Source organism: Paraburkholderia sp. SARCC-3016 (assembly GCF_031119615.1).
GTDB lineage: Bacteria > Pseudomonadota > Gammaproteobacteria > Burkholderiales > Burkholderiaceae > Paraburkholderia.
Genome location: NZ_JAVHZD010000035.1, coordinates 1 through 26,406, shown reverse-complemented (window position 1 = coordinate 26,406; position 26,406 = coordinate 1). Strand labels below are relative to the sequence as shown.

Here is a 26,406-nt window from a genome sequence, read left to right as displayed (position 1 = left end):
AATCTCGTGAAAGGGATCCGATGACCTCGGCAATACGTACTCAAGACGTTTCGGCATCAAGCGATTATTCGAAAAGCCGGGCGCGCAAGGCGGCGTTCGGCAGCTTTATCGGCGCTGTTGTCGATTGGTACGACTTTCTGCTTTACGGCATCGTCGCCGCGCTGATCTTCAATACGGAGTTCTTCCCGAAGGTGAGCCCTGCGATGGGCACGCTTGCCGCATTCGGCACGTTCGGCGTCGGATTTCTGTTCCGACCGCTAGGCGGCATCGTGTTCGGTCACTACGGCGACAGGCTCGGGCGCAAGCGCATGTTAGTGCTCACGGTCACGATGATGGGCTTGTCGACTGCTTTGATCGGCTTGCTGCCGGGCTTTGCTTCGATCGGCTGGTGGGCGCCTGTGCTGCTCGTCGTGCTGCGCGCGATACAAGGATTCGCAGTGGGCGGCGAATGGGGCGGCGCCGCGCTCATGGCCGTCGAAAGCGCGCCTGAGAAACAGAAGGCGTTCTACAGCAGCGGCGTGCAGGTCGGCTACGGTGTGGGCCTGATTCTCGCGACCGGCATCGTCTCGATCCTCACCATGACACTCGATGACGCTGCGTTCAGATCGTGGGGCTGGCGTATTCCGTTCGTGCTCAGTATCGCGCTCGTGCTTGTCGGGCTATGGGTGCGCTCGAGCGTGGAGGAATCGCAGGAGTTCGTCGATCGGGTCGAGAAGCCGCGTCGCCGCGCGCGTCTGCCGATTTTCCAGGCATTGCGTCAGAACCCTGAAGCCTTCCTGCTGATCATCGCGCTGCGGCTTGCCGAATTGTTCACGATGTATATCGTCACGGCGTTTGCGTTGAGCTATTCGACAGCTAATCTTGGCATGCCGCGACAGTTCTTTCTGAATATCGCGCTGCTGGTCGGGGCGGTAAGCATCGTGACGATTCCGCTCTTTGCAATGGCGGCGGATCGCTTCGGTCGTCGTCGCGTTTACATCACCGGAGCCGTGATCGGCATGCTGTCGTCCGTGCCGTTCTTCGTCGCACTCGATCGGCATTCGACGCCCTGGATCGTGGTCTTTTCGGTGATGCTCGCGAATGTCGCGCACGACATGGTGGTCAGTGTGCAGCAGCCGATGTTCACGCAACTGTTCGGCACGGAATTTCGGTATAGCGGCGCGGGTGTCGGCTATCAGGTGGCGAGTGTGGTGGGCGGCGGCTTTACACCGTTTATCGCGGTAGCACTCGTCAATATGGCGGGTGGCTCGTGGCACCCCGTCGCCGCGTATATGGCGACAGGCTGCCTGTTGTCAGTACTCGTCGCGTGGAAGATGAAGACACGCTTTAGTGCGTCATACTCGGGACGCTGAGCACCGGTTGCGCACGCGTGGTTCGGAAGAATGCGCAGGCGCGTTCCAATGGGAAACCGTGCAGCGATGCTTTTATCCGCTGCTACGATGCGCGCTACGATTTCATGCTCTATCGTCCAAGGCCGCTCTTTGCAATCTGCTGCTCGACGAATTGTGCAAAGAGGGCGTGCATGCGTGTGGTCGGATGGAGGTCGTCGGCAAACATATACGTCTGGTCCGCGTTGGGCGTCGTATAGGTTGCCGGCGAGCAAAGCAGTGCCGTGTTGTTGGGTGTTCTCGAAGGGTCGCACGCCTGGCCGGTGTTCGATACCGCGAAGCCATTGGCCTGGAAGTTGGCAACGAGCTGATTCACCCAGCCAAAGGAGTCGACTTGGATCACTTTGCCTTGCAGTCCATTTGCCTGCAGTGCGGCATTCAACGTGTCGTTGAACAACTGCGACAGTTGCGTCAGCGTCGCGCCGCCGTCGGCAGCGGCGAGTCCTTTCGGCGATAGGCCGATATTCGGCAGATTGACTACGACCACATGCGTGGCGCCGTTCTGCACGATCTGCGCGACGATTTGCGCGAGCGTCGTCGCGGCCGTTTGCACGATCGGCGCCGCTGCGGGCAGCGCACCCGCACGAAGCACGTCGTTTGCGCCGGCCCAAACGAGCACTAGCTGTCCGCCATTGAAGCTGCCATGCGCGGACAGATAGCTCGACACCTGTTGATTTACCGGCATCTCGACATCGCCGATCACATCGATCAGGAAGTCGTTGAGGTTGGCCGGCGTTGCAACGGTTGCGCCGCCCTCGGCATAGCCAAAGCCGCCATGAGGACTCAACTGGTGGCTGGCGCTGATCGTGAACGCCGCGTTCAATGTGTCGCCGTAATACTGTGCGACGTTTTGCGCCCACACCTGACCGGGGTTCGTGGTGAAGCGGCCGCCGCCTACCGGGCTCGCTAGCGGGGCGAACGTGCCGACATCGGACAGGCTGTCGCCAAACGAAACGACCTGCAACTGGACGCCGCCCGCCGGACCGCCGGCGGCATTGCTTCCGCTTGCGCTATTGCTGCCGCCGCCGCCGCATGCGGCAAGCACTGCAAAAAGCACGGCGAAAATTGCAACGCGTGCGGACATGCCGATCTTTATCATCGCGGCTCCCTGCCGCTCGCGACGGAGCGGCCCTGCGCGCCTGACGCTTAACGACGGTCATGGCGAGCGATTGCGATGAGCAGATCAAGCAAGAACGATGCTCGTCTGGTTTTCCGGAGGTTTCAGTCGGCAGTGCAAAGATGATCGGCAAGGCGAACCATCATGGCATCGCAACGCGCCAACTGTTCGAGCGTAATGAACTCGTCGGGTTTATGGCCTTGATCCATGCTCCCCGGTCCGCACACCACTGTGGGAATACCGGCCTGCTCGAACAGGCCGCCTTCGGTGCCGAACGCAACGGTGCCGAATTCGGACGTTTCGCTTAGCAGCGCGAGAAGCCGGGCTGCTTCGCTGTCGGCCTCGGTAGCCAAAGCCGGGTAGGCGCTCAACGCTTGCAGCCGGATATCGGTGTCGCGCTGAACCGCGCGCATTTTCGGCAGCAGTTCGCTTTCCGCATAGGCCTGGAGCTTGTCCGGTACCGTCTGCGCATCGAAGCCCGGCAGCGCGCGGACCTCGAAATCGAACTCGCATTCGGATGGCACGATATTCAGTGCGCGACCGCCTTTGATCACGCCGGTCTGTACTGTCGAGAACGGCGGGTCGAAGCGTGCATCCTGATGCTCAGGCTGCGCAAGCGTTTCGCCGATTTCCTCGAGCCGGTTGACGAGCCGTGCCGCGTACTGGATAGCGTTGACGCCATAGGGCGCGTAGGCGGAATGGCATGCCGCGCCCTTCACATGGCAGCGCATCGCGAGCTTGCCCTTATGGCCGAGTACCGGTTTCAATCCGGTCGGTTCGCCGATCAGGCATAGGCGCGGCCGGTGCGGACGCTTCTCCAGGTCGGCAAGCATCGGTCGAACACCGAGACATCCGACTTCCTCGTCGTAAGAGAACGCAAGATGAACGGGCAGCTTGAGCGGCCGCTCGAGAAACGCGGGTACGGCTGCGAGAACCGAAGCGATAAAGCCCTTCATGTCGGCTGTGCCACGCCCATATAGCCGACCCTCGCTCGCGGTAAGGCGAAACGGATCGACGGTCCATGACTGCCCGTCGATAGGCACGACGTCGGTATGACCCGAGAGCACGATGCCGCCGCGATCGTCGGGACCGAGGGTGGCGAACAGGTTGGCCTTCGTGCGCTCGTCGTTGTAGAAGAGTTCGCTATGCACCCCGAGGGCCCGCAGATAGTCGCGGATAAAAACAACCAGTTCGAGGTTCGAATCGCGGCTGACGGTGGCAAAGCCGATCAGCGTGTCGAGCAGAGTTTGTGTCGAGCGCTCACTCATCGCCGGGTACTCCGTAACTGGGCGCTGCAGTGGGATTGAGCGCGCGGGTCAGATAGTCCTGCATTTGCGGCCGGTAAGCTTGCCAAAGCGCGTCCAGCTGTGCGATCGGGCCCTCGTCGGCCCAGTCGACGCGTAAGTCGACGATCGGCCAGATCACGTCGCCGGCCACTTTGAGCGCCGCTGAATGAACCGGGCCCGCTTCGCCGCCGGCCGCAATCGCGGCGTGCATCGCGGCAAGCAACCGGTCGGCAAGCATGCCGTGCGCGTTCTCGAATGCCTGCACCATCTCGTCGATCACTTCGAGGCGGGCGAGCATATTGCCGCCCGCCACGCATTGCTCGCCCGCGACGGCGTGGTGCAGGCCGAGCGCTTCCTTGCCCGTGAAAAACGCCGTCTGTCCCTGGTTGTCGATCGCGAGTACCTGTCGATACGCGCTCCATGCGTCCGACTCGAGCGCCAGCTCCAGCGCGGATAAAGGCGTCTGCTCGCCGTCTTCGAGGAAATCGAGTATCTGCGGCCCAAGGGACGGCAACGTGACATTCTGCGTCGCAACTGCCCCGACGCGCGCGCGCAGCCACGGGCAGCGCGCGCCGACGGCGATACTCGACGAACTGATCGCAATCCCGAGTTGACCCGTTTCCGCGCAGCGCCCGACGATCGAGAATGTCATGTCCGCTCCTTAAGGCTGATTCGGCTTCCAGTTGTCGGGGACTACCGCGATCACGTCGATCTCCACCAGCCATTGCGGCTGACCGAGCGCGCTGACCACAAGGCCCGTCGAAATAGGGAAGACGCCCTTGAGCCATTTGCCGACTTCCTGATAGACAGGCTCGCGGTAACGCGGGTCGATCAGATAGGTCGTAGTCTTGACGATATGCGAAAGATCGCTGCCGGCTTCTTCCAGCAGTTGCTTGATGTTTTTCATCGCCTGTTCGGCTTGAGCGCGCGGATCGCCGAGGCCGACGAGGTTGCCGTCGAAATCGGTGCCGACCTGTCCGCGTACATAGACGGTATTGCCGGCTCGCACGGCCTGGCAGAGGTCGTTGTTCAGCGTTTGGTTCGGATACGTGTCCCGCGTGTTGAACATGCGGATGCGCGTGTGAGTAGGTTGGTTCATTGTGCACCTGGTCCTTGAGGAAAAGCGCGTGCGTTTAGCCGCGCAATCAGCCGCTCTGCTAGCTAGTCGCGCCGACGAGATGTTTTGAGCCGGGGTGTGCGTCATCGTCGCCTTCCGCTTTTGCGCACGGCTCCGAATGACGCTGCGTTGCATCGCGATACGACAGATACTTGCGCTGGATCGCGATGTGGTCCGCAATGTGCCTCGCGTCGTGCCAGACGCCCCAGATAAAGCTGGAGCCGCGACGCGACAGCCACGGCAGCCCTAGAAAATAGATGCCCGGTTCGCTCGACACGCCGCGCTGATGCTGCGGCTTGCCGTTCGGCGAAAACGCGTTGACTTTGAGCCAGCTGTAATCCGCCGTATAGCCGGTTGCCCAGATAATCGAGGTGACGCCGGCCTCGTGCAGATCGAGTTCGAGAATAGGGCGGGTCACGCATTCCGGGTCCGGCAGCACGTTGCGCGCGCCGGGTTCCTCGGGAAGATCGAGCCCATTGCTCGCGATATACGCATCGGCGGCATCGAGCAGCGCCAGATAATTTTCGTCGCCGCGCGCGAGGTTCAGTGCGAGATCGGCTTCGAAGTGCATCACGCCGGCATCGAATGACTTCGTCAAACCGACCAGCGTAATGCCCTGATTCGCAAGCGCGCGGAAGTCGACTGTCTGGCCGCCGCGCGCGCCGCTCACCGCGATCGTAACGTGCTCCCTGCCCGGCGTCGCCACCTCTTTATCCCATTCGCCGAGCACGCCGAGCCACCAGCAGTAATCGCGGTTGCGATAAGCGCGTGGCGGCCGGTCGTGAGGCCCGACGGATAGATAGACCTTCCTGCCCGAGCGCTGCAATTCGTCGGCAATCTGTACGCCTGACGACCCTGCACCCACAACGAGAACGGCGCCGTCGGGCAGTTGGCGCGGATTGCGGTAATCGGCAGAGTGAATCTGCGTGAGCGGCTCTTCTTTGGCAACGATCGGAGGAATCAGCGGACGCTGGAACGCACCGGTCGCCACCACCACACGGTTCGTTTCGATCACGCCATCCGACGTATCGACGATGAACCCGGGCCGGCCCGGCGCGCGCACGACCTGTTTAACCTCGACACCGGTACGGATCGGCGCATTGAACTTCTTCGCGTAGGCCACGAAGTAATCGGCGACGCGCTCCTTCGACGGGAAAGCGTCGGGATCGAGGTCTTCGAATTCGAGTCCCGGAAACCGGTCATGCCACGCCGGGCCGTTCGCGACGAGCGAATCCCAACGTCCCGAGCGCCAACGTTCAGCAATGCGGCCGCGTTCCAGCACGAGGTGCGGCACCCCTTGTCTGCTTAAATGTTCGCTCATCGCGACGCCGGCCTGACCGGCGCCCACAATGAGCGTATCGATTGATGTGTTTTCAGCGGTCATTGCTCGCTCCATCCGAAAGGCGCTTGTGCAATCTACGCTCGCGGTGCGCATCCGAAAAACACATTTCAAAAATGCAATACATCGGTTTTACCTATGCAAAAAGATTTCTGTCGACGCACAATCGCATCAGACAAGGCATCGGGGACAGACGATGGAAGTGGGTCAATTGCATTATTCATTGCGGCAGTTGCGGTACTTCGTGGTGACGGCGGAAGTGCTTTCGTTCACGGCGGCGGCCAGAAAGCTGCATATTTCGCAGCCCTCGATCTCGACGGCGCTGGCCGACCTCGAAGCGTCCTTCGGCGTGCAACTGTTCATCCGCCATCACGCAAGCGGTCTGTCGCTGACGCAGGCGGGCCGCGACATGCTGGGGCAAGCGCGCAATCTGCTGAAGAACGCCGAAGAATTGCAGTCGGCCGCGCGCGAGATGGACGGCGGCATGTCGGGCTCGATCTCGCTTGGCTGCATGGTGTCGCTTGCGCCGCCGGTCATGCCGGCCCTGATCAGCCGCTTTATTGCCGGTCATTCGGGGGTGACGTTCCGCACCCAGGAAGCGCATCAGGACGACCTGTTGCGCGGCTTGCGCGACGGTACGCTAGACCTTGCGCTGACGTACAGTCTCGACCTCACCGAAGAAATCGCCTTCACGCCGCTCGTCTCGCTGCCGCCTTATGTGATCCTGCCGAAGGTGCACCGGCTCGCGCGCGCGCGAGGGCGCGCGGTTTCGCTAATGGATCTGCTCGATGAACCTTACGTGATGCTTGATCTGCCGCACAGTCGCGAATACTTCGCAGCCCTGTTCGACACGGTCGGCACGCGGCCCGTGCCGGCGTTCCGCTCGTCGCAGCCGGAAGTGGTGCGCGGCATGGTGGCCAATGGCCTCGGCTACAGCATCCTGAACTACCCGCTCAAATCATTCAAAACGGTGGACGGCGCGGACTTCGTGATCAAGCAGTTCAGGGAGGACGTATTGGCAACGACGCTTGGTATCGCGCAATCGCGGGAACTGAAGCCACGTCAGGTCGTCAAGCGCTTTGCAGGCTTCTGCGAGACGCAGATTCGCGAACTGCACCGAGACGGTTAGACGGCGCGCCTGGCGCCGCACAGCGCGCTGCATAGGAAAAAACTGGCTTTTACATCCAAAAACAATATTTCGGCTGGTAATTTGACTTGATAGATTGGTGTGCATCGCAATGAATGCTAGCTGGAGACGCTATGGCCGCCCTTGCAAGCTCCCCGGACACCGGATATGAGATCGCCCGCGAATTGCAGGCGAACTGCGAGCGGCCGTTCGAGGACGCGCGCTCGATGCCGCCGCGCGTCTACACGTCCGATGCATTTCTCGCGCTCGAGCAGCGCGAGATCTTTAGCAAGGAATGGCTATGCGTCGGCCGCCAAAGCGCGCTTGGCAAGCCCGGCGACTATCTGACCGCGCAGATCGATGCACAGCCGATCGTCGTGATACGTGACGAGGCGGGCGGGCTGCGCGCGATGTCGAACGTGTGTCTGCATCGCATGTCGGTGTTGCTTGAAGGGCGCGGCAACGTTAGACGGATCGTCTGCCCGTATCACGCATGGAACTACGCGCTCGATGGCGCACTGGCCGGCGCGCCGCTGATGGAGCGGCAGCCGGGATTCTGCAAGGAAAGCTACCGGCTTGCGTCGATTCGCTGCGAAACCTGGCAGGGCTGGATATACGTCACGCTCAATGCCGACGCGCCGCCCGTGGCGACGCAGCTCGAAGAGCTCACGCGGCTGATCGAGCCGTACGGTATGACGGACTACGTCGAGACCTTCCACGAGGAGCATGTGTGGGATACCAACTGGAAAATCCTCGCGGAAAATTTCATGGAGAGCTATCACCTGCCGATGCTGCATCGTGCGACGGTGGGCCCGCATTCGCGGCTCGAAGAGATGGAATGTCCGCCTGGGCGGCCCGCGTTCAACTATCACTGGATCACGAAGGAAGCGTCGCTGCCGATCGGCAATGCGCATCCGGACAATACGCGCCTGCAAGGGCACTGGCGGCGCACGACCGCGCTGCTTGCGATCTACCCGACGCACCTCGTCACGCTTACGCCGGGCTATTTCTGGTATTTGCTGCTGCAGCCGCGCGGCGTCGGCCAGGTGCATATCCGCTTCGGCGGCGGGCTGTCGCCCGAATTCATCAACGATCCCAAAGCGGCCGACTATATGGCCACCCTTAAAACGCTGCTCGATGAAGTCAATGCGGAAGACCGACGCGGCGTGGAGGCCGTGTTTCGCGGTGTGCACGCGCCGCTTGCGAAGCCCGGCAACCTGAGCCATCTCGAGCGGCCGAACTACGACTTCGCTCATTATGTTGTGCGGCGAACCGCCACGTGATGACGCGCAATGGATGATCAAACGACCATGTCCAGTCAACCGTTTATTTCGTTCACCGGGGTCAGCAAGTCTTACGACGGTGTGCACAGCGTCGTCGAAGGGCTCGATCTCGACGTTGCGCGCGGCGAATTCGTGTCGCTGTTGGGCCCGTCCGGTTCGGGCAAGACGACGACGCTGATGATGCTCGCGGGCTTCGAATCGCCGACGCGCGGCGAAATTCGCCTGAACGGCAAACGGCTCGACGACAAGCCGGCGCATCAGCGCGATATCGGCATGGTGTTCCAGAACTACGCGTTGTTTCCGCATATGACGATCGCGGAAAACGTCGCGTTTCCGCTATCGGTGCGCAGGATCGGCCGCAGCGAACAGAAGGCGCGCGTGGCGCGGGCGCTCGAGATGGTCGAACTGCCGCATCTTGCGGGCAGGCGTCCCGCGCAATTGTCGGGTGGCCAGCAGCAGCGAGTCGCGCTTGCGCGCGCGCTGGTGTTCGAGCCGAGCGTGGTGCTGATGGATGAGCCGCTCGGCGCGCTCGACAAGCGTCTGCGCGAAAGCATGCAATACGAAATCATGCGGCTGCATCGTGAACTGTCTTTGACGATCGTCTACGTCACACATGACCAGAACGAAGCGCTGACGATGTCGGATCGCGTCGCGGTTTTTTCCGATGGACGCATCCAGCAGGCGGCGACGCCGACCGAACTCTATGAAAACGCCGCGAATGCATTCGTTGCGAACTTCGTCGGTGAAAACAATGGCCTGACCGGCCGCGTCGTGACGAACAGCGGCGAGTGGGCTACGCTGCGCCTCGCCGACGGCACGCCGATCAGCGGCCGCGCGGGCGCCGGCCTGCGCGATGGTGGCGAAGCGATGCTCGCGCTGCGGCCCGAACGCGCCCACATTGCCGCGGCAGCAGACGCGGCGCCGGGCGGCGCCGCGCGCAGCGAAAACGAAGAATTCAACGTCGTCCATGCACTGGTGCAAGAACTCGTCTATTGCGGCGACCACCACCGCGTGCATCTGAAACTGGCCCACGGCGAGAGCGTGATCGTGAAGGTGCCGAATACGCAGCACCACGATCTGCCTGCGCTCGGTCATACCGCGGCCGTCACGTGGCGCCGCGACGACTGCAAGGTACTACCCGCACTTTCTGCGCGCGTCGCGGTAACGACCGACGACGACGCAGCGTTTTCACCTTCATCGTCCGCATCGCCACTTATCGCAGGAGCCAACTAAAATGCACGCTACCCGTTCCCGCTTCCGGCGCGGCGCCGTTCTGGCCGCCGTCGCCGTTTTCTCGATCCTTTCCGGCGCCGCACACGCCGCCGACACGCTGTCGGTCGTTACATTCGGCGGCGCGTACGAAACCGCTGCCAAGAAGGCCTGGTTCGAGCCGTTCACCGCGAAGACCGGCGTGAACTTCTCGCTCGAATCGTATGACGGCGGCCTCGCGAAACTGAACGCGATGGAGCAGGCCAAGAACCCCACGTGGGATCTGATCGACCTCGAAACCAATGATGCGATCACCGCGTGCGACGAAGGTCTTCTGCAGAAATTCGACCGCAAACTGCTCGGCAATACGAGCGATTTTCTGCCGGGCTCGATCAGCGATTGCGCGGTATCGGCCATGGTGTGGTCGACGGTTTACGCCTACGACACGACGAAGCTGAGTACGCCGCCGACCACGATCAACGATTTCTTCGATCTGAAGAAATTCCCGGGCAAACGCGGCATGCGCAAATCGCCGAAGGTCGCGATGGAATGGGCGTTGATCGCCGACGGCGTCGCGCCGAAAGATGTCTATAAGGTGCTCGGTACGCCGGCCGGCGTCGATCGCGCGTTCAAGAAGCTCGATACGATCAAGTCGAGCATCGTGTGGTGGGACGCCGGTGCGCAGGCGCCGCAGCTGCTCGCCGACGGCGCGGTGGTGATGACGCAGGCGTACAACGGGCGCATCGACGACGCGATGCACAAGGACAACAAGCCGTTCAAGATCGTTTGGGATGCCCAGGTTTACGATTACGAGTGGTGGGGTATTCCCGCGGGCGCGAAGCATGCGGCCGATGCCACGAAGTTCATCGTTGCGGCATCGACGCCGCAAGCGTACGCCGATCTGTCGAAGTACATCGCGTATGCGCCGCCGCGCAAGGACGCAATTCCCCTGATCGACAAGAAGCGCCTCGCCGACCTGCCGACCGCGCCGGCCAACTTCAAGCGTCCGCTGCAGATCAACGCGACGTTCTGGGCCGACAACGCGGATGCGATCAACAAGCGCTTCCAGGTGTGGCTCACCCAGTAATACAGCTATCACATCAGTATCGAGCAGACAGGCGCAACGATGAACACGACATTGCATCCGCCGGCATCCATCGACGCCGGCGCGGGCACCGGCAGCAGCGGCAACCGTCCTGCGTGGCGCCGCGCGCGCCGGAAAGCCGCCGCGCAGGCGCTGTTGCTCGCGTTGCCGCTGCTCGTGTTCCTGCTTGCGACGTTCGTCGCGCCGATCGCCAGCCTGCTTGCCCGCAGCGTGCAAAACCCCGAAGTGCGCGACAGCATGCCGCAACTGACGGCGGCCCTGCATGCATGGGACGGCAACGGCGTGCCCGGCGAAGCGGCATTTTCCGCGCTTGCGCAAGGGCTCAAACAGGCTGCGGAAACGGGCGACCTCGGCAATGTCGCGCGCCGGATGAATTTCTACCAACCGGAATTCCGCAGCCTGTTGATGAAGACCGCGCGCGAGACGCGCTCGCAAACACCGGCCGCATGGAAGCCTGCGCTGATCGATATCGATTCGCGCTGGGGCGAGAACCAGACGTGGCGTCTATTGAAGCGCGCGGCCGCCTCGCCGACGCCCGACTATCTGCTTAATGCCGTCGACGCGCAGGTGGCGTCCGACGGATCGGTCGGCGCGGTGCCCGCCGATAGCGCGGTCTATCGCGCCGCGTTCCTGCGCACGGTGCAGATCAGCGCGACGGTTACGCTGCTATGCCTGCTGCTCGGTTATCCGGTCGCGTATCTGCTTGCAACGCTGCCGCCCAGGCAAAGCAACCGGCTGATGCTGTTCGTGATCGTGCCGTTCTGGACGTCGCTGCTCGTGCGTACCACCGCATGGTATGTGCTGTTGCAACCTGGGGGGGTGATCAACGCCGCGCTGATGAACTTCGGCATCGTGCACCATCCGTTGTCGCTGATCTTCAACCGTACGGGCGTGCTGATCGGCATGGCGCACATCCTGCTGCCTTATATGATTCTCGCCATCTATTCGGTGATGAAAGGCGTATCGCCGGTTTATGTGCGCGCCGCGCAGTCGCTCGGCGCGCATCCGGCCGTCGCCTTCGTGCGTGTCTATGTTCCGCAAACACTGCCCGGTGTTGGCGCGGGATGTTTTCTGGTTTTCGTGCTCGCGCTCGGCTACTACATCACGCCCGCACTGCTTGGCGGCGCCGGCGACGAAATGATCAGCCAGCTGATCGCGATGCAAACGAACGAACAGTTGAACTGGGGGCTTGCGGGCGCGCTGTCGTGCTACCTCGTTATCTTCACGGCCGTGTTCTATTTCGTGTTCAACCGGCTGGTCGGCATCGACCGGTTGCGATTCGGCTAACGGAGGCCAGCATGCAAGCCCAGGGTAACCGGATGCTGTCGGAGCGAATTGCAAGCGGATGGCTGCGCGTGCATTGCGCCGTGATCTTCCTGTTTCTCGTCGCGCCGATTCTTGCGATCGTGCCGCTGTCGTTCAATTCGGGTTCGTTCTTTTCATATCCGATGGAGGGCTTTTCGCTGCGCTGGTATGCGCAGGCGTTCGGCTCGCACGACTGGCAACTGGCGTTCGCAAACAGCATCGGCATCGGCGCGGTTGCGACACTGATCGCGACCTGCCTCGGCACGCTCGCGGCGCTAGGCTTGAGCCGTTCGGTGTTTCCGTTTCGCGCGATCATCATGCCGATGCTGATCTCGCCGATGATCATTCCGATCGTCGTGGTTGCAGCCGGCTTTTATCTGATCTTCGCGCCGCTCGGCCTCGTGAATTCATATCTGGGCGTGATTCTCGCGCATGCAGCGCTCGGTACGCCGTTTGTCGTGATCACGGTGACGGCCTCGCTGCTTTCGTTCGATCAGAGCCTGCTGCGCGCCGCGTCCGGGCTCGGAGCGCGCCCATGGACGACGTTCCGCCGCGTCACATTGCCGCTGATCGCGCCGGCCGTCGCGACGGGCAGTGTGTTTGCATTCGCCACTTCGTTCGATGAAGTGATCGTCATTCTGTTTATCGGCGGCCCAGACCAGCGCACGGTGCCGAGGCAGATGTGGAGCGGCATTCGCGACCAGATCAACCCGTCGATTCTCGCGGTGGCGACCGTTCTGATCGTGTTTGCGACGCTGCTTTTCACGGCGATGAACTGGCTGCGCGGCAGGGCGGCCGCTGCGGCGTCATCGTCGGGCTAGCGTACCCCAAAGCGGCGCGCCAAAGCGGGATCACATGCGTAGTCCGCACGTGATTACGCTACTCGAGTTCATTCGCAAGCTGTGCGACGAATCGCCGGATCGTCTCCTCGTCGCGGGACACATACACCCATTGCCCGACACGATGCATTCTCAGGAGCCCGGCTTGCGTCAGCATCGCAAGATGCGCGGAAACCGTCGATTGCGATAGCTTCGTGCGCGCGTGGATCGTGCCGATCGAGACGCTATCCGGATGATGAGAGCGATTCTCCGGGAAATGCAGGCCCGGGCTTTTCAACCACATCAGAATCTCGCGCCGCAACGGATGCGCCAGTACCTTGTGAATTTTGTCTACGTCGATCATGGGGCACCGCCTGGTTAGAACATGTCCGAGGCGGTCTGCCGGCGCCCGGCCTCGCGCGGCGCCCTCTCGAGCAGCGGCCTCGATGGGATGAACGGTCCTGTGACCATCTCCGGGTAGCTCTGGCCAGGCCCGACCATCGGAAAGACATCGGCATTCCGATCGATCATCACTTCGAGAAACGCGGGCCCGTCGAATTCGACGAATGCCCGGAGGCTCGCTTCGAGTTCTCCGATTGTTTGGACGCGGCGCGCAAAGGCGAAGCCATCGGCTTTTGCCGACATGACGAAGTCTTTGCTATGCAGCGCCTTGTCGCTGACGCAAAAGCGACCTTCGTAGAAGAGACGCTGCCACTGCCGGATCATGCCGTCGCCCAGATTGTTGAGCAGCAGAACCTTGATGGGCACGCCATACGTGGTGGCCGTTTCGAGGTCGCCGGCATTCATGCGGATGCTGCCGTCGCCGTCGATGTCGATCACGAGCGCGTCCGGTCGCGCGAACTGCGCACCGATGGCTGCCGGCAGCCCGAAACCCATCGTCCCCATGCTGCCCGACGTGAGGAAGCTTCGCGGCTCGACGAAGTCGAAAAATTGCGCGGCCCACATCTGATGCTGACCGACACCCGTGGTGACGATCGCGCGTCCGCCGGTCATTTCGCCAAGCTTCTCGACGACGAACTGCGGTTGAATGAGCGCGCTGTTGCGGTTGTAGTTCATGCCATATGTGAGCTTCAGTTCGGCAATATGCTCAATCCACGCTAGAGGCGACTGTACGGCAGGGCTTTCTTCCATCAAAGACAGCAAGGTATCCCTCGCATCGCCGACATGCGCCCAGTCCGCGCGTTTAATCTTGTTGATCTCCGCTGCGTCGATATCGATATGCGCAACGTGCCGTGCGCGAGGCGCGAACGCGTGAGGACGTCCGCCGGCTACGCGATCGTCGAATCGCGCGCCGACCGCGATCAGGAAGTCGCAATCTTCAACCGCATAGTTCGCGCAGGCGGCGCCGTGCATGCCAAGCATGCCGAGGCGAAGCGGATGTCTGGTTGGCAACGCGCCGAGCGCCATCAGCGTGGTGACGACAGGAATCTTGTAGCGCTCGACAAACTCGCGCAGCTCGGTGGCGGCACCTGCCGCAATCACGCCTCCGCCTACATACAGCAACGGCCGTTCGCTTTGTGCAAGAAGCTCGAAGAATTCCGCGCGTTTGCCCGGTTTGAGCCGGGCGCCCCGCGCCACCATGCGCAGGCGATCGGAGTAGCCGCGAAAATGCAATGTGCCGTGGCCTTTATAGGTTCCTTGCCAGTTCTGGATGTCCTTCGGCACGTCGACCACGACAGGGCCCGGTCGGCCGGTTCGCGCGATGTCGAATGCAGTTCTTAGCGTTTCCTCGAGTTTGACCGGGTCCGTCACGAGAAAGACCTGCTTCGCGCAGGCCGACATGATGTTGAAGACGGGTGCCTCCTGGAACGCATCGGACCCGATCGCGGCACGCGGCACCTGTCCGCAAATCAGCACGACAGGGACCGAATCGCCGTTGCAATCCGCGATCGGCGTCAGCGCATTCGTGGCACCGGGACCCGACGTGACCATGAACACGCCGACCTTTCCGCTCGCTCGTGCATACCCGGCGGCCATAAAGCCCGCCGCCTGTTCGTTAGCCGGCACGACGAGCTTGATCTGGCGTTCAGGGCGTTGTTCAACCATTTCGTTGAAGCGAAACACGGCGTCGTAGGTCGGCAGGATCGCGCCGCCGCTATAGCCGAATACGGTGTCGACTCCCTGTTCGCTAAGCACGCGCAGGATGATGTCGGCGCCCGACATCGATTTGCCGGCGTCCGGCGATGTCGGCAAGGCATGTGGGGCGACGTTCGGGTTCTGGTTCACGGCTGAATCTCGCACTGAAACTCGCACGCAAACGCGTACGGAAAGGGCGCCGATCGTTTCGGCGCCGGGAGCAAAGGTCGATATCCCTTTCAACTCGGGAACAGCGTATGTTCGGCACCAGCTTATGGATGGCTGTTTCGGCGGTTCTCCGTATAGCCGGTCCATCTGACATCTCGTTGATGTGCTTCTGGAAGAATTGCGAGGGTTGGTGACGACGATTCTGCCAACGATCGAAACTGCGTGGCGTTCCGTCGAGGCGCTTCGCTGGCCAAAATGGGCGGCTTCTAGGACACGACGATCCACGGCCCGCATTCGCGTTCGCGATGCATCGCGACATTGCGCGACGCTTCTCACTTGTTACATCGACGCAAGAGTCAGTTAACGGAATGGGTGTGCTAGTTATGCAGGCATTGAGGTAATCTGGGCCATCGCTCGCTACACGGCAGATCGCGATGAATCGAAATAGAGCGATCGGACGATGAGCCGCGGTACCCAAGAGAGTTCGCTGTACTTGACGAAGGTCAGATCAATGAAAGTCGCCATTGTTGTGTTCGATGGTGTGCAGGCGCTAGACGTCGCAGGCCCCATGGACGTGTTTGCCGAGGCCAATACGCTTCTTCCTGAACATCGGAAATATCAGGTTGCGCTCGTCGGCGCGCAGGCCGGCTATGTCGCCAGCGCAAACGGCATGCAACTGTCGGTACCCTTTGGCTACGCGGATTTCGACATTCAGGCAGATCTGCTTATCGTCGCGGGCGGCCCCAGACTGCCCGATTACCGGCCACGGCCTGAATTGCTGGCATGGCTGCAAAGTCAGGCGCGCGGCGCCGCGCGATATGGCTCCGTCTGCAACGGCGCATTCGTGCTCGGCCGTGCCGGCCTGCTCGACGGCAAGCAAGCGACCACGCACTGGGCTGAAGCAGCGCGTCTCGCCGACGACTTTCCGCACGCGCACGTGCAGCCCGACCGGATTTTCACGCGTGATGGGCGTCTTTTCACGTCGGCCGGCGTCACGGCGGGCATCGACCTGTGTCTGTCGCTCGTGGCCGAAGACTGTGGCCACGAGATCGCGGTGCGCGTGGCGAAACGCCTTGTCGTCTATATCCAGAGAGAAGGCGGGCAGTCTCAGTACAGCCCGTACATTGGCATACGCAAAGGCGAGGATCCGATCATCAGCAAGGTGCACCGGTATGTGACCGAGCATCTGGCCGATGCGCTATCGATCGAACAGCTGGCAAAGGCCGTTTCCGTGAGCCGGCGTACGTTCTCGCGGCTCTTTGCGAAATACGCGAAGGTCACGCCGTCCGCATTTGTCGAACAGGTGCGCGTGGATGCAGCGAGAAAGATGCTTGAAGAAACGGACGCTCCGCTCAAGACGGTCGCGTTCAAATGCGGCTTTCATAGTGCGACGCATATGCGCACGACATTCGCGCGGCGGCTTGACGTGACACCCAGGCAATATCGGCAGCGATTCCGCGGCGATAACGAGGATCGACAGCCGTGGGCCTACAACAGCGCCGACGAGCGAGTCGAGTCGAACCTCGAAGAAGAAATGGCTTAAGTTGAGAGAGAAGTCCAGATCGATGTCTTCCTCCAGTTCTCTTCAAAGTCTCCCGGATATTCTTGCGCCCGGCTTATCGGTCGTTTTTTGCGGCATCAATCCAGGCTTGCTGGCGGCGTCGACGGGCCGCCACTTCGCAGGCCACAGCAACCGCTTCTGGCGCGTCATGCATCGGGCAGGGTTTACGCCGGAACAGTTTCGTCCTGAAGACGACCGTACCTTGCTGCAATACGGTTATGGCCTGACAACTGCAATTTCGCGTGCAACGGCCCGCGCGAATGATCTCTCGCTAGCCGAGATCAAAGCAGCTACGCTCGACTTCGAACAGAAGATCGAACGGTATGCGCCGAGATACATCGCGTTTCTCGGAAAAATGGCGCTTTCAGCGATGTCCGGCACGCGTGACATTCAATGGGGCTTGCAATCGGCTGCATTCGGCGGTGCGCGTGTCTGGGTATTGCCGAATCCTAGCGGCCTGAACCGCGCATTCAGCCTCGACGCGCTCGTTAGCGCTTATCGCGAGCTTCAGCTCGCGGTCGCGTCCACGCATTCTGCTATTGCGTAGCGACGCCGACTTCCTTCTTTGCACGCTTTGCGACCTTGCGGCGGGTTGTAACGGGCGTTGCGACGGCAGAATCACTGGCGGCGCCATCGATACCGGCCGCGTTGCCTGCGTACTGAAGGTGCACATTTCCACGCAATGTCTCGGTAACGAACTCGACGAAGGTGCGAACCTTGCCGCTCGCGCCACGGCGCTCGACATGGAGCAGATTGACCGGCGTCGACTCGGGTTCGAAGGCAGTGAGGACGGGCTGCAGACTTCCCTCCAGCGCCTCGGGTGCCGCCTGGTACGAGAACAGTTGCGTGATTCCCGCACCGTCGACGGCCGCCGCCACTGCTACGGGCGCGAGATTGACGATCATCTTCGGCTGAAGCCGGACCGGTACCCGCAATCCATTTTCATAGAACAGCCATTCGAACGGATGCGTAACACCCGTAAAAGACACACATCGATGATCGGCGAGGTCTCTTGGGTGAAGCGGTTCCCCATGCGTGGCCAGATAGGCGGGAGCCGCGTACGTCCGGCGCCGGACAAAGCCCAACGGCACGGCGAATATCGACGAATCTCCGAGATGACCAATGCGGATTGCGATGTCCACGCCATCTTCGAGAAGGCGCGTCGTGCGATCGTCGTAGACCGCGTTGATGTTGAGGTCCGGATAGCGGCGCGCATAGGCGTTGACGAGCGGCGCGATGAATCGCTGGCCGAACAGCACGGGAGCCGAAACGGTTAGCGTGCCGACCGGGTTGTTCTGATCGACCGATATGTTCGCCTCCGCATCGACGATCGTATCGAGGACGCGGCGGCACATATCGAGGTACGACATGCCTGCTTCCGTCGGGCGGATCGAGCGCGTGGTTCGCGTCAGCAATTGCGTGCCGAGGCGCGCTTCGAGCGAGGTCAGCGCGCGTGAAACCGCAGGGGCCGACATGCCGAGTTTCTCCGACGCGCCGGTGAAGCTGCTTCGATCGACGATGGCAACGAACACCTCCATCTCGCGTAATCTGTCCATCCCGCTACCAACCTTCCCATGCATTTGCTGGTACCGATTGTAACCGTGCTGTCATGCGTGCCGGTGCCGCATCCGTTCGATTGGCCCGAGAACGTATAAAGATGGCCAATTGGAAATTCATTTAAAGATACGCCTGATCGAAGGTTCGATTTGCGTTGGCAAATTTCGCACACTGATTGGCCGGATTGCCAGACTCCTTTGGCTTTAGGTATCGCCGACCATCGACGACAATAAATCAACCCGCGATGCGATACGCGATATCAGCATCCCTAACCAGATCAAGGAGTCTGTTCCATGTTCGCTGCAATGCTTGAAGTCAACCCCTATGCCGAGCAGTTCGACGCCTATCTCGGCATGGCAAAGATGCTTCGCCCCGAGCTCGAAGCAACCGACGGCTTTATCGACAACACGCGTTACGCGAGTCTGACGCGACAGGCATGGCTTCTCTCGCTGTCGAGCTGGCGCGACGAGAAATCGCTCGTGCGCTGGCGTGTCTCGACAAAACACCACAAGGTGCAGGAAGCGGCGCGCGAGCGTGTTTTTGCCGACTATCGGCTGCGTATCGGCCAGGTCGTCGCCGATACTCGAATTCCCGCGGGTCACACGTTGCAGGAGCAGCGACTCGACGTGACCGAGACCGGAGCCGGAAAGGCGGTCATGCTGCTCGACGCGAAGCGTTCGCCGGAATGGGTCAAGCAGGACGGCGCAGAAGCGGTTGCGCGATCTCTAGGGTTCGATCCGCGCGCGCCTGGCCTCGTCGCATGGGACGCATTCGATGCGTTATTGACGCCGGGCGATGTGATCGCCGTGGTGACATGGAAAGACCTGGACGCGGCCGAAGCATTTGCGCGCCGCACGACGCTGCCCGATGGAGTGCGTCTGCGGCAGGTTCGCATCGTTCGCGAGTATGGGATGTTCGATCGTCGCGAGGCGCCGCAATACTTCGATGAGAAGCAACGCACGGCATAGCGCGGCCGTTCCCGGTACAGGCCGGCAAACAGGCACTGCCTGACCGGTCAACTGTCATGCACCTGAAGAGGGGTATTGGCCGGATTGACGAACAGAACGGCCTGAAACCGTGCCTATGACGGCTTCAATCATTTCGGGTTCCTACTCTAAAATTCAGCGGCTATCACTGCGGCGTCGACGCTCATGAACACCACCGTCAACCCATGGAAAACTGGAACGGACAACGAGATGCTCGATCGATCGTTGTCGCCGTCTGCGGGGCTGCCCGTGGACCCTCGGGCACAGCCGAAGCCTGCACAGCCGGTGCTGACGCTGCGTCTTGCCACAGGGCTGATCGGCATGCTGCTCGCTTCGCTATCGGCGATCCTGAACCAGCAGGTCACGGCACAGGCCATGACGGACATTCGAGGTGCGCTCTCGATCGGGCACGACGACGGCAGCTGGCTCACGGTTCTGTTCGAGGCAGCCAACGTTTCCGCCATGGTGTTTGCACCGTGGTTCGGCGTGACGTTCACGCTAAAGCGATTCGCGATAGGCGCCATGCTGGCCACGATGCTCTTTGGCGTGCTGTGTCCGCTTGCACCGAATCTGCCCGCGCTTTATACGTTGCGTGTATTGCAAGGCATTTCCGGCGGATGCCTGCCGCCGATGCTGATCATCGTGGCGCTGCGTTATCTGCCGCCAAAAATCAAGCTATATGGGCTTGCCGGCTACGCGCTCACGGCAACCTTTGGTCCCGCGCTCGGTACACCGCTTACGGCTTTATGGACCGAGTATGTGAATTGGCGGATGGCATTCTGGCAAGTCGTGCCGCTAGGCGTCGTGTGCTGTTTCGCGATCCATCTCGGGCTTCCTGAGGACCCTCTGAAAATCGATCGATTCCGCTCATTCAACTGGAGCGGATTCTGTACCGGGTTGCCGGCCATCGCGATGCTCGTGATTGGCTTTTTGCAGGGGGACCGCCTCGACTGGCTTAACTCGGATTTTATCTGCGTGATGCTCTATGGAGGTGCGCTGTTGCTCGTAGCGTTCCTTATCAACGAGTGGTATCACCCGCTTCCGTTTTTCAGGCTGCAATTGCTGTCGCGCCGGAACTTCACGCATGGACTGACCACGCTGTTCGGCGCCGTCGTGCTGTTGACCGGCGTCGCCGTGATACCTGCGCAATATCTCACGAAGGTTCATGGTTACAGACCGCTGCAAACAACGCCATTGGCGTTGCTGGTGGCTGTTCCGCTACTGCTTGCACTGCCGTTGACGGCGGCCGTGCTGAACGTCCGGCGCGTGGACTTCCGTTGGGTCATGGCCATGGGTCTTTCGTTGATGGCGGCTACGTGCATCATGGGCAGCTTCGTCACATCCGATTGGGTGCGGGAGAACTTCTATTGGCTGCAGTCGTTGCAGATCGCGGCGCAACCGATGGTGATCATGTGCATTCTGATGGGTGTCACGACAGGCTTGCCGCCAACCGAAGGTCCGTTTGCCTCGGCGATGTTCAATTCGCTGAAAACTTTCTCCGCGGCGGTTGCAACGGGTCTGATCGAAGGTTTCGGTACGGCGCGCGAGCATTTTCACTCGAGCATGCTCGTCGACCGCGTGGGCAACAACATGCTGGTGACGAGCGAGAGCGTCAACGCCGCGCATGGTCTCGGCGAACTCGCCCATCGGATCCACGAACAGGCCGTGGTGCTGACCTCGGCCGACCTCTACCGGCTGATGGCGGGTGTCGCGGTTTTCCTTCTTGTGCTTGTTCCGGTTTTGCCTGTGCGTATCTATCCGCCCTGGAGCACTACGCAGCCTTCTTCCCGCTGAACGTCGATATATGTCAACTGTCATGAATTTTCCTCAAAAAGCGATTCGCGTCGTCATGTGTGTGGTCGTGCTTGGCATCGCGGCATGGGGTTGCACGACGCTTCTTGCGGACTCGAGCACGGAATCGACCAACGACGCCTACGTGACAGCCGATTTCACGCTCGTGGCGCCGCGTATTGCCGGGGAGATTTCGGAAGTACTGGTGGAAGACAATCAGCGCGTCAAGGCCGGGCAATTGCTCGTGCGTATCGACGACCGCGACTTTCGCGCCGCGCTGATGAGCGCCGAGGCCGATGTAGCGGCGGCAAAAGCAGCGGTCGCGAACTTCGACGCCGAGATCGCGCGGCAGCCGTCGCTTGTCGATCAGGCGCGTGCAACGCTTCGCGCCGACGATGCGGCGATTCAGTTCGCGCGAGCCAACGCCGCGCGCTACCAGGATCTGTCGCAATCGGGTGCGGGGACGACGCAGGAGCAGCAGCATGCGTCGAGCACGCTCGCTGAGCAACTCGCGCGGCAGTCGCATGATGAAGCCGCGTTGCTTGCGACCCGGCAAAACCTGGAGGTGTTGCGTACGCAGCGCGACAAGGCTGCTGGTGCATTGGCTCATACGCAAGCCGTGCTTGAACAGGCGCGGCTCAATCTTTCGTACACGGAAATTCACGCGCCGGTCGACGGCAAGGTCGGGCGGCGTTCCGTGCGTGTTGGGGCATTTGTCACGACCGGTGCACCGCTGCTTGCGATCGTGCCGCTGTCCGATGCCTATATCGTCGCGAACTTTCAGGAAAACCAGCTGACGAGAATGCGGCCGGGCGAGCGCGTGCGCATCAAGGTCGACAGCATGCCGGGCGTTGTCATTCAAGGGCATATCGATAGCCTTGCGCCTGCCACGGGCTTGAGCTTTGCGCCTATCGCGCCCGATAACGCGACGGGCAATTTCACGAAGGTCGTGCAGCGCGTGCCCGTAAAAATCACCATCGATCGGGGGCAGGACGCGGCTGCGGAATTGAGCGTGGGGCTTTCCGTCGAAACGGAAGCGACCGTTGCGAGCCGTGGCGACAAGCCGATCGACGAAACAGGTAAGAAATGAACGCGAGCGAATTTTCCATCCGCACGCCGGCGCTCGCGATATTGCTGTGCTCCGTACTGTCGGGCTGCCTCGTCGGCCCGAACTTCGAACATCCGCACGCTCATACGCCGGACGTATTCGACCGGACGCAAACGGCGCAAGCGACGAGCAAAGCCGTCGAATCGGAATTCAATCCGGATTGGTGGACGCTCTTCGACGATCCAATGCTGAACGCTTTGCAGCAGGAACTGACCGACGCGAATCTCGACGTGGCCGCCGCATCGGCGCGCCTTCGGGAAAGCCGGGCCGGAGAGCGCATTGCGGGCGCCGCACAATATCCGACTCTGGACGGCGCGGCATCGTATAACCGCGAACGGGGGAGCCCGAACGGCATTCCTTCGTTGCTCGGCGTGAGTCCGGCGCAAAGTCAGCCGCAATCGGCATCCGGCAGCGCACCGCTTGGCGTGGCGCCGTTGCCGGGTTCATCGGGCTCGCCTGCTTATAACCTGTACCAGTTTGGCTTCGACGCATCGTGGGAACTCGATATCTGGGGTGGGGTGCGGCGCGGCGTCGAGGCGGCGACGGCGCTTGCGGCTGCGTCATATGAAGATCGCAATGCCGTGCTGTTGTCCGTACGCGCCGAGCTCGCGCGGGACTACATCGAGTTGCGCGACACGCAGGCGCTGCTTCGGATAGCCAGACAGAATCTCGACATTGCGCGCAACGCGACAAATCTCACGGAAATACGCAAACGCGATGGTGTGACGACCGATCTCGACGTCGCCAACGCATCGGCCCAGGTGGAGTCGATCGAAAGTCTGATTCCGGCGCTCGAGGCCCGATCGGAGACTACGATCAACGCGATTGGCGTACTGCTCGCCAGGGAACCGGGTGCGCTCAAAGCACGTCTTGTCGAGCCACGCGATGTGCCTGGTCTTCCTCGGCAGGTGCCGATCGGTTTTCCGTCGGAGCTCGTGCAGCGCCGGCCCGACATCAGAAGGGCGGATGCTCAGCTGCATGCGGCGACGGCGGCGATCGGCATGGCCAAAGCCGATTTCTATCCGCGCATTTCGCTGAATGGCAGTGCAGGGTTTCAAAGCCTTCAGCTGTCGAGCCTTGCGAATTGGGCATCGGGGCAGTTCGTCGTCGGCCCTTCGATCACGATGCCGATATTCGAGGGCGGCCGGCTCAAGGGAACCCTGGAGCTGCGCGAGGCGCAGCAGCAGGAAGCGGCGATCGTGTACAAGCGCACGGTGCTGCAGGCATGGCGCGAGGTGGACGATGCGCTGATTACCTACGACGCCGAACAACGGCGGCGCGATCGGCTCAAAGTGGTGGTGAGCCTGAACGAGCGGGCGTTATCGGTGGCTCAACAGCGATACAGGCAGGGTGCGGTCGATTATCTGAATGTGCTGAACGTACAGCGGCAGCTGCTCAAAGCGCAAAGCGATCTCGAGCAAAGCGATGCCGATGCCGATATCAATCTGATTACGCTGTGCAAGGTGCTGGGCGGCGGCTGGGAGTCGACGTATGCGCAGCAGAGCGCGGTTGATAATGCCACGCCGCGCCAGTGAAGAAGAAACGGCCAGGGCCAATTGTATATAGCGTGATGGCTCGTCTAGCCGGCAAGCGCGAATTCACCTGCTGACTCTGAAGCAGAAGTCCACTTCGACGACTGCGCCTTTTGGCAACTGGAACGCGCCCACGGACGTGCGCGTATGGACGCCGGCGCTCTCGAGGACTGTCGACAGTACATCGGATGCGCCGTCGGCGACTTCGCTTTGCTGGGTAAAGTCGGGCGCGCTGCGCACGAATACGTTGATGCGCGGTACGGAAACGATCGCATCGAGGCTGCCGCAAGCATTTTTGACCAGTGCGAGCGCGCGTATCGCGGATATTCCCGCTGCGCGCTTTGCATCCTCTAGCGGGATCGCCTCTCCAGCTGCTCCGACGAAGCTAACTTCGTTGCCCACCCTTGGGATCTGGCCGGCGACATAAGCCATCTCGCCGTCGATCAGCACTGGCGTGTATTTTCCGCCTACCTTGATTTCCTCGTTGAGCGGAAAGCCCATTTCCGCGGCTAGCGTGTCCAAGCGTTCGTCTCTGGTCATGATGATGGTGGCAAGGTTCGGGTGAGTCAGGAATTCTAATGCATTGTGTAAGACGCGACGGAGCGCCACGCCACGCGCCTCAGCTTACGTGCACGTCGCTGACCATCCGCCAATCGCGTTCAAGGGTTCGCGTCGCCGCGCCTTTGATCGTGAGCGTCGCGTTCAGATGGATGTCGCGGCTCGAACTGCCGATCATGAGATCGAACTCGCCCGGTTCGACAATGCGCTCGCCGCGCCTATCCGTGAAATTCAGCATGTCGACTGGCAGCCGTACGCGTAAAAGCACCCTCGCGTGCGGCTCGATCGTCACGCGCGCAAATGCCTTCAGTTCCTTTACAGGGCGGGACGTCGAAGCGAGACGGTCGCGCACATAGACCTGTACGACTTCATCGCCGCTTCGTGCACCGATGTTTTCGACGCTAAAGCGGAATTCAAAGGTGCCATCCTCGATCGGCGCTTCGGCTACGATCAGTTCAAGCTCGCCATATGCAAAGCGCGTATACGTTAGCCCGAATCCGAACGGATAGCGCGAGCCGAAGTGCCGGGCAACCGGCGTCCCCGCGCTCTTCAGACGGTGGTTATAGACGTAGGGCACAGCACCCGCGCTAGTCGGCACCGACAGCGGCAGACGGCCGCTAAAGCCGGCGCGCCCCGTCAACAGTTCGGCTAGCGCCTCGCCACCTTTTTCTCCGGGCGCAAACGCCATGATGTGCGCGGCAATATGTTCTTCCTGGCCGCCAAGGTTATAAGGGCGGCCACCCGTCATCACGACAACGGTGGGTGTGCCCGTGGCGACGATAGCGTCCACCAATGCCTGTTGCACGCCCGGCAGTGCCAGACTGTCGGTATCGGAACCTTCTCCGACCGTTCCCGACTGAAACAGGCCCGCGAGGTCGCCGACGAATACGATCGCGACATCGGCCTCGCGTGCGGCCGCTGCCGCGTTTGCGATGCGAGACGTGTCCGTGCTGATCAGTTCGTCGCGCGCATTCGGTGCACGCGTGTCGAGCCCGACGTCGCCGGGAAACACGGGGGCTCCGGCGCGCCGCTCTTCGATGATCGAGCAGCCCTTCTGATACACGACGTTGGCCTCGCCAAGCATGGCGCGCAGAGCCTGCGACGGCGTCGTGATCGATGCGACTGACTGTTCGCCGCTGACGATCAGATGCACGGGAAAGCTGTAGCCCGCCAGCAAAGCGAGCGGGTCGTCCGCGGTTGGGCCGATGACTGCAATTTTCTGCTTGCCGTCATTGGCCAGCGGAAGCACGCCGTCGTTGCGCAGCAGCACGGCCGACTGGCGCGCAACCTCGTGTGCGAGATCGAGTGCCGCGTCGCTGCGCAGGTCCACGCGGTCCGGGTCTGCATACGGATGTTCGAAGAGGCCGATATCGAACTTCGTACGCAGCACGCGCGTCACGGCCGCATCGATCGTCGCTTCGCTGATGTCGCCGCGTGCGAGTGCTTCCTTCAGGTGCCGCGCGCACTCGTGACCCGGCAACTCGATGTCGAGGCCCGCATTGAACGATTGCGCCGCGGCGTCGGCAGCGTCGCGAGCGACTCCGTGATGCGTGTACAGCAGATTCACGGCGACGTAGTCGGCGACGATCAATCCTTCGAAGCCCCACTTGTCACGCAGTACATGGTGCAGCAGTTCGCGGTTCGTATGGCATGGCACGCCGTCGATGTCGTGATAGGCCGGCATCACGGAACCCGCGCGTGCACGCTTCACGGCCATCTCGAACGGCAGCATATAGATGTCGTTGAGTTCGCGCGGTCCGACGTGGACCGGCGCATGATTGCGTGCCCCTTCGCTCGCCGAGTGCGCGACAAAGTGCTTGAGCGTCGCGAGCACATCGCGGCGCTCGCCCTGCAAGCCTTCTACATAGCTGCATGCCATTACAAGTCGGATCGTAGCCATGTCGTTCTGTGAGCCAAGGAGTTGGTAGAATGTTTTGTCTTCCTAAGACCGCTTG

Annotated in this window: 23 protein-coding genes and 1 pseudogene; 13 read left to right on the top strand and 11 right to left on the bottom strand. The window is 61.5% G+C overall.

Going from position 1 to position 26,406, the window contains the following annotated elements; genetic code table 11:
• Positions 1-20: 20 nt before the first annotated feature.
• Positions 21-1,352 carry a shikimate transporter gene (shiA, locus tag QYH69_RS28920; protein WP_308835114.1) on the top strand — a complete coding sequence of 444 codons (1,332 nt, stop codon included), beginning with the start codon at positions 21-23 and terminating at the stop codon, positions 1,350-1,352.
• Here shiA and QYH69_RS28915 read toward each other — a convergent pair.
• The 6 genes and pseudogenes from QYH69_RS28915 to QYH69_RS28890 all read right to left on the bottom strand — a co-directional run.
• Positions 1,328-1,462 (bottom strand): annotated as a pseudogene (locus QYH69_RS28915) (DSD1 family PLP-dependent enzyme); the annotation flags it as partial. The gene shiA and the pseudogene QYH69_RS28915 sit on opposite strands and share 25 nt — an antisense overlap.
• Entirely contained in the window at positions 1,462-2,487 is a 1,026-nt protein-coding gene (locus QYH69_RS28910; RefSeq protein WP_308835113.1) for an SGNH/GDSL hydrolase family protein, read from the bottom strand. The gene QYH69_RS28910 and the pseudogene QYH69_RS28915, both read right to left, overlap by 1 nt.
• 122 nt (positions 2,488-2,609) lie before the next feature.
• Positions 2,610-3,773 (bottom strand): acetylornithine deacetylase, encoded by a 1,164-nt coding sequence (gene argE, locus QYH69_RS28905; RefSeq protein WP_308835112.1) that lies wholly within the window; start codon positions 3,771-3,773, stop codon positions 2,610-2,612.
• Positions 3,766-4,443, bottom strand: a complete 678-nt coding sequence (locus QYH69_RS28900) for a DUF1028 domain-containing protein (protein ID WP_308835111.1) — start codon at positions 4,441-4,443, stop codon at positions 3,766-3,768. Before QYH69_RS28900 ends, argE begins: the two co-directional genes overlap by 8 nt.
• A 9-nt stretch (positions 4,444-4,452) precedes the next feature.
• Positions 4,453-4,890, bottom strand: a complete 438-nt coding sequence (locus tag QYH69_RS28895) for a RidA family protein (RefSeq protein WP_075159319.1) — start codon at positions 4,888-4,890, stop codon at positions 4,453-4,455.
• A 58-nt stretch (positions 4,891-4,948) separates the two neighbouring features.
• The gene (locus tag QYH69_RS28890; protein ID WP_308835110.1) at positions 4,949-6,292 is read right to left on the bottom strand and encodes an NAD(P)/FAD-dependent oxidoreductase; all 1,344 of its coding nucleotides are present in this window, start codon (positions 6,290-6,292) and stop codon (positions 4,949-4,951) included.
• Positions 6,293-6,443: 151 nt separating this feature from the next.
• On the opposite strand from QYH69_RS28890, the gene QYH69_RS28885 reads away from it, so the two are divergent.
• The 6 genes from QYH69_RS28885 (at position 6,444) to QYH69_RS28860 (ending at position 13,096) form a co-directional block, all read left to right on the top strand.
• Complete coding sequence (locus QYH69_RS28885) at positions 6,444-7,376, top strand: LysR family transcriptional regulator (protein ID WP_308835109.1); 933 nt, start codon at positions 6,444-6,446, stop codon at positions 7,374-7,376.
• 131 nt (positions 7,377-7,507) lie between these two features.
• Complete coding sequence (locus QYH69_RS28880) at positions 7,508-8,656, top strand: SRPBCC family protein (protein ID WP_308835108.1); 1,149 nt, start codon at positions 7,508-7,510, stop codon at positions 8,654-8,656.
• A gap of 27 nt (positions 8,657-8,683) precedes the next feature.
• Positions 8,684-9,889: an ABC transporter ATP-binding protein gene (locus tag QYH69_RS28875; protein ID WP_075161257.1), complete on the top strand. Its 1,206-nt coding sequence runs from the start codon at positions 8,684-8,686 to the stop codon at positions 9,887-9,889.
• A 1-nt stretch (position 9,890) separates the two neighbouring features.
• Positions 9,891-10,952 carry an ABC transporter substrate-binding protein gene (locus QYH69_RS28870; RefSeq protein ID WP_308835107.1) on the top strand — a complete coding sequence of 354 codons (1,062 nt, stop codon included), beginning with the start codon at positions 9,891-9,893 and terminating at the stop codon, positions 10,950-10,952.
• Between the two features lie 39 nt (positions 10,953-10,991).
• Entirely contained in the window at positions 10,992-12,257 is a 1,266-nt protein-coding gene (locus QYH69_RS28865) for an ABC transporter permease (protein WP_308835106.1), read from the top strand.
• Between the two features lie 11 nt (positions 12,258-12,268).
• Entirely contained in the window at positions 12,269-13,096 is an 828-nt protein-coding gene (locus tag QYH69_RS28860; protein ID WP_075159313.1) for an ABC transporter permease, read from the top strand.
• Between the two features lie 58 nt (positions 13,097-13,154).
• Here QYH69_RS28860 and QYH69_RS28855 read toward each other — a convergent pair whose 3' ends face one another.
• Positions 13,155-13,457 carry a helix-turn-helix domain-containing protein gene (locus QYH69_RS28855; protein WP_308835105.1) on the bottom strand — a complete coding sequence of 101 codons (303 nt, stop codon included), beginning with the start codon at positions 13,455-13,457 and terminating at the stop codon, positions 13,155-13,157.
• Positions 13,458-13,471: 14 nt separating this feature from the next.
• The gene (ilvB, locus tag QYH69_RS28850) at positions 13,472-15,340 is read right to left on the bottom strand and encodes a biosynthetic-type acetolactate synthase large subunit (protein WP_374992519.1); all 1,869 of its coding nucleotides are present in this window, start codon (positions 15,338-15,340) and stop codon (positions 13,472-13,474) included.
• A gap of 529 nt (positions 15,341-15,869) precedes the next feature.
• On the opposite strand from ilvB, the gene QYH69_RS28845 reads away from it, so the two are divergent.
• Positions 15,870-16,901 carry a GlxA family transcriptional regulator gene (locus QYH69_RS28845; RefSeq protein WP_308835104.1) on the top strand — a complete coding sequence of 344 codons (1,032 nt, stop codon included), beginning with the start codon at positions 15,870-15,872 and terminating at the stop codon, positions 16,899-16,901.
• 22 nt (positions 16,902-16,923) lie between these two features.
• The gene (gene mug / locus QYH69_RS28840) at positions 16,924-17,466 is read left to right on the top strand and encodes a G/U mismatch-specific DNA glycosylase (RefSeq protein ID WP_308835103.1); all 543 of its coding nucleotides are present in this window, start codon (positions 16,924-16,926) and stop codon (positions 17,464-17,466) included.
• Here the strand turns inward: mug and QYH69_RS28835 are convergent.
• Positions 17,456-18,475 carry a LysR family transcriptional regulator gene (locus QYH69_RS28835; protein ID WP_308835102.1) on the bottom strand — a complete coding sequence of 340 codons (1,020 nt, stop codon included), beginning with the start codon at positions 18,473-18,475 and terminating at the stop codon, positions 17,456-17,458. The genes mug and QYH69_RS28835 overlap by 11 nt on opposite strands.
• A gap of 294 nt (positions 18,476-18,769) precedes the next feature.
• Here QYH69_RS28835 and QYH69_RS28830 point away from each other — a divergent pair, with 294 nt between their 5' ends.
• The 4 genes from QYH69_RS28830 (at position 18,770) to QYH69_RS28815 (ending at position 23,896) form a co-directional block, all read left to right on the top strand.
• A complete protein-coding gene (locus QYH69_RS28830) occupies positions 18,770-19,444 on the top strand; it encodes an antibiotic biosynthesis monooxygenase (RefSeq protein WP_308835101.1) in 675 nt (224 codons plus the stop codon).
• Between the two features lie 339 nt (positions 19,445-19,783).
• Positions 19,784-21,256, top strand: a complete 1,473-nt coding sequence (locus QYH69_RS28825; protein ID WP_308835157.1) for an MFS transporter — start codon at positions 19,784-19,786, stop codon at positions 21,254-21,256.
• Between the two features lie 22 nt (positions 21,257-21,278).
• Positions 21,279-22,343 carry an HlyD family secretion protein gene (locus QYH69_RS28820; protein ID WP_374992517.1) on the top strand — a complete coding sequence of 355 codons (1,065 nt, stop codon included), beginning with the start codon at positions 21,279-21,281 and terminating at the stop codon, positions 22,341-22,343.
• Positions 22,340-23,896, top strand: coding sequence for an efflux transporter outer membrane subunit (locus QYH69_RS28815; RefSeq protein ID WP_308835099.1), 1,557 nt, complete (start codon positions 22,340-22,342; stop codon positions 23,894-23,896). Before QYH69_RS28820 ends, QYH69_RS28815 begins: the two co-directional genes overlap by 4 nt.
• A 63-nt stretch (positions 23,897-23,959) precedes the next feature.
• Here the strand turns inward: QYH69_RS28815 and QYH69_RS28810 are convergent, their stop codons facing one another.
• Both QYH69_RS28810 and QYH69_RS28805 read right to left on the bottom strand, forming a co-directional pair.
• Entirely contained in the window at positions 23,960-24,433 is a 474-nt protein-coding gene (locus tag QYH69_RS28810; protein ID WP_308835156.1) for a RidA family protein, read from the bottom strand.
• Positions 24,434-24,512: 79 nt separating this feature from the next.
• On the bottom strand, positions 24,513-26,351 hold the full coding sequence (locus QYH69_RS28805; protein WP_308835098.1) for a glycoside hydrolase family 3 C-terminal domain-containing protein: 1,839 nt from the start codon (positions 26,349-26,351) through the stop codon (positions 24,513-24,515).
• Positions 26,352-26,406 lie beyond the last annotated feature (55 nt).